The organism is Synechococcus sp. WC101 (genome assembly GCF_047461555.1).
In the GTDB taxonomy this organism is placed as follows: Bacteria; Cyanobacteriota; Cyanobacteriia; order Thermostichales; family Thermostichaceae; genus Thermostichus.
The window spans coordinates 1-2,957 of sequence record NZ_JANSHG010000221.1 but is presented as its reverse complement, the minus strand read 5'-3'; the positions used below and the strand labels follow the sequence as shown (position 1 = coordinate 2,957).

The following is a 2,957-nucleotide window of genomic DNA, read 5'->3' as shown; positions in this document are numbered from 1 at the left end:
GCCCTTGGCCAAATCACCGGCGAGGAGATCTCCGAAGCGGTGCTGGATCAGATCTTCAGCCGCTTCTGCATCGGCAAGTAAGCGCTTGCTAACTCATACTCATTCCGAGTTTGTGTTAGTATGGACTCAGTCGGGAATCAGCAGGCCCCAGAGCCGAGGCGGATCCCAGATAATGGAAACACAACTTAGGAGGTTGGCTATGGTTACCGCCGCAAAAACCCGTCTCTACTCCACCCAGATCGACTTGCCGGCGGAGGCCCGCGCGCAACTGGTGGAGCTGCTCAACCAGTCCTTGGCGGACACGCTGGATTTGAAAACTCAGGTGAAGCAGGCCCACTGGAACGTCAAAGGCATGAACTTCATCGCCCTGCACGAGATGTTCGACACCTTTGCCGGCACTCTGGAGAACTACGTGGACATGCTGGCGGAGCGGGTTACAGCTTTGGGGGGCATTGCCCGCGGCACGGCCCGCATCGTCGCCCAAACCTCAGCCTTGCCGGAGTACGACCTGACGGCTGAAGACGGCCGGGCTCACCTGCAGGCTTTGGCGGCCCGCTACGGCCAGTATGCCGCTTCGGTGCGCCGCAACATCGACCGCAGTACCGAACTGGGGGACGCCGATACCGCCGACCTGTTTACCGAGATCTCGCGCCAGATCGACAAAGATCTTTGGTTGATCGAGGCTCACCTGCAGGCGTAACGCTGGCAAGGCAAATCTGAAGAGGCAAGCGGGATAGGCAAAATGGGCGTCAACGCTCCCCTCCTGTACCTGGTGGCTTTGGCCGGTATCCTCAGCGTGGTGGGCTACTTCGTCCTGCGCGAGGTGCTGCGGATACGGGCCCAGGAAAGAGTCATCCGGCAGCTCCAGCCCCGCCTGAGCAAAGGCAAGGGATCCCCGCAGGAGCACTACGAGTTGGGCAGCGTCTATCTGCAAAAGCGCCTCTACGACCAGGCCATCGTCCAGCTTAAAAAAGCTCTAGAGGTGGCTGGGGAGAACATTCCCCCCGTCTGCAACGCCCTCGGCTTTGCCTACTTCAGCCAGGGGCAATACGACTTGGCCATCCGCTACTACAAAGACGCGGTGGCAGCGGATCCCGGCTATGTAACCGCTTGGAACAATCTGGCCCATGCCTACGAGAAGAAAAATCTCTACGGCCCTGGCCTCGAGGCCTACGAGACGGTGCTGCAACTGGATCCGAAGAATGCCATTGCCAAGCGCCGCGCCGAGTCCCTGCGCAAACGTTTGCGGCCCAGCCCCCGCGGCTGACCGTGTTTTATCTGGGTAGATGTCTGCGCAGATATGTATAAATACTTATGGCAGCTCGCCTATCGATTGGCGGTAGCTGCTCAATCCCGACTATTGGAGTTGCTTCTTTTCCCCTCACAAGAAAGGTGAAATCTTGAGAGGGAATGGAGGATTCGGTATCGTATTGCCTGGGCTGGTATTATGTCTTAAAAAACGAGAGGCCATTTCATGGATGCACAATCGGTGGCACCTGTGGTTCTGGTAATCCTGGATGGCTGGGGTTATCGCGAAGCCCCTGAGGGCAATGCGGTGCTGGCCGCCCGAACCCCTGTCGTGGACAGCCTATGGGCTACCTACCCCCATACCCTGCTGCAAGCTTCGGGGCGAGCCGTGGGCCTGCCGTCAGGGCAAATGGGCAACTCAGAAGTGGGCCACCTGACCCTGGGGGCGGGGCGGGTGGTGCCGCAGGAGTTGGTGCGTATCAGCGACGCCATCGAGACGGGATCCCTTTTTCACGAGCCCCTCTTGGTGGAGGTTTGTCATCGGCTCAAGGAGCAGGGGGGCCGTTTTCATTTCATTGGCCTCTGCTCTGAGGGGGGGGTTCACTCCCACATCGACCATCTCTACGGCTTGCTGAAGCTGGCAGCCCAGGCGGGGATCCCTGCCTATGTCCACGCCATCGCCGATGGCCGCGATACCTTGCCCCGCGATGGAGCCAGGGTTCTGGCCGCTCTGGAAAAAGAGCTGCAATGGCTGGGCAGCGGCGTCATCGCCACCCTGAGCGGCCGCTACTACGCCATGGATCGGGATCGCCGTTGGGAGCGCACCCAGAAGGCCTACGAGATCTTGACGGAAGACGGCCCTGGCTGTGGCCGCAGCGCCGCCGAGGTGATGGAAGACTTTTACGCCCAGGATATTACCGACGAGTTTATTCCCCCCACTCGCTTGGCTCCGGGGGCGGTGCAGTCGGGAGATGCGGTCATCTTCTTCAATTTCCGCCCGGATCGCGCCCGCCAGCTTACCCAAGCTTTTGTCTGTCCCGACTTTTCCGGTTTTCAGCGCCGTCTGATTCCGGATCTCACCTTCATCACCATGACCCAGTACGATCCGACCTTGCCGGTGCAGGTGCTTTTTAAGCCGCAGAACCTGGATCACCTGCTGGGCAAAGTGGTGAGCGAGGCCGGCCTCAAGCAATTGCGCATTGCCGAGACGGAAAAGTACGCCCACGTCACCTACTTTTTTAACGGCGGCATTGAGCAGCCCTTTCCCGGCGAAGATCGCATCTTGGTGCAAAGCCCGCTGGTGGCCACCTACGACCAAATGCCGGAGATGTCAGCGGTGGAGGTGACCGACAAAGCCATCGAAGCTATCGCCCGCCGCGAATACAGCCTGGTGGTGCTCAACTACGCCAACCCCGACATGGTGGGCCACACCGGCAACTTCAAGGCCACGGTGCGGGCGCTGGAGACGGTGGATCGCTGCCTGGGCCGTCTGCTGGCGGCGGTGGTGGACGTGGGGGGAACCACCTTAATCGTGGCGGATCACGGCAATGCGGAGCTGATGTGGGACGAGCAGGGCAACCCTTGGACGGCCCACACCACCAACCCCGTGCCCTGCATCCTGGTGGAGGGGGAAAGGCGCAAGATCCCTGGTCGCGGTGGCGATGTCAAGCTGCGCTCTGGCGGCACCCTGGCCGATGTCGGCCCCACCC

3 protein-coding genes are annotated in these 2,957 nt (G+C 60.6%); all 3 read left to right on the top strand.

Annotation, left to right across the window (positions count from 1 at the left end):
• Nucleotides 1-199: 199 nt before the first annotated feature.
• Nucleotides 200-700, top strand: a complete 501-nt coding sequence (gene dps / locus NW809_RS11695; protein WP_414402207.1) for a DNA starvation/stationary phase protection protein Dps — start codon at nt 200-202, stop codon at nt 698-700.
• Nucleotides 701-742: 42 nt separating this feature from the next.
• On the top strand, nt 743-1,267 hold the full coding sequence (locus NW809_RS11690; RefSeq protein ID WP_011430938.1) for a tetratricopeptide repeat protein: 525 nt from the start codon (nt 743-745) through the stop codon (nt 1,265-1,267).
• Between the two features lie 207 nt (nt 1,268-1,474).
• A partial coding sequence (gene gpmI / locus NW809_RS11685) for a 2,3-bisphosphoglycerate-independent phosphoglycerate mutase (RefSeq protein ID WP_414402206.1) occupies nt 1,475-2,957 on the top strand: 1,483 nt, incomplete at its 3' end.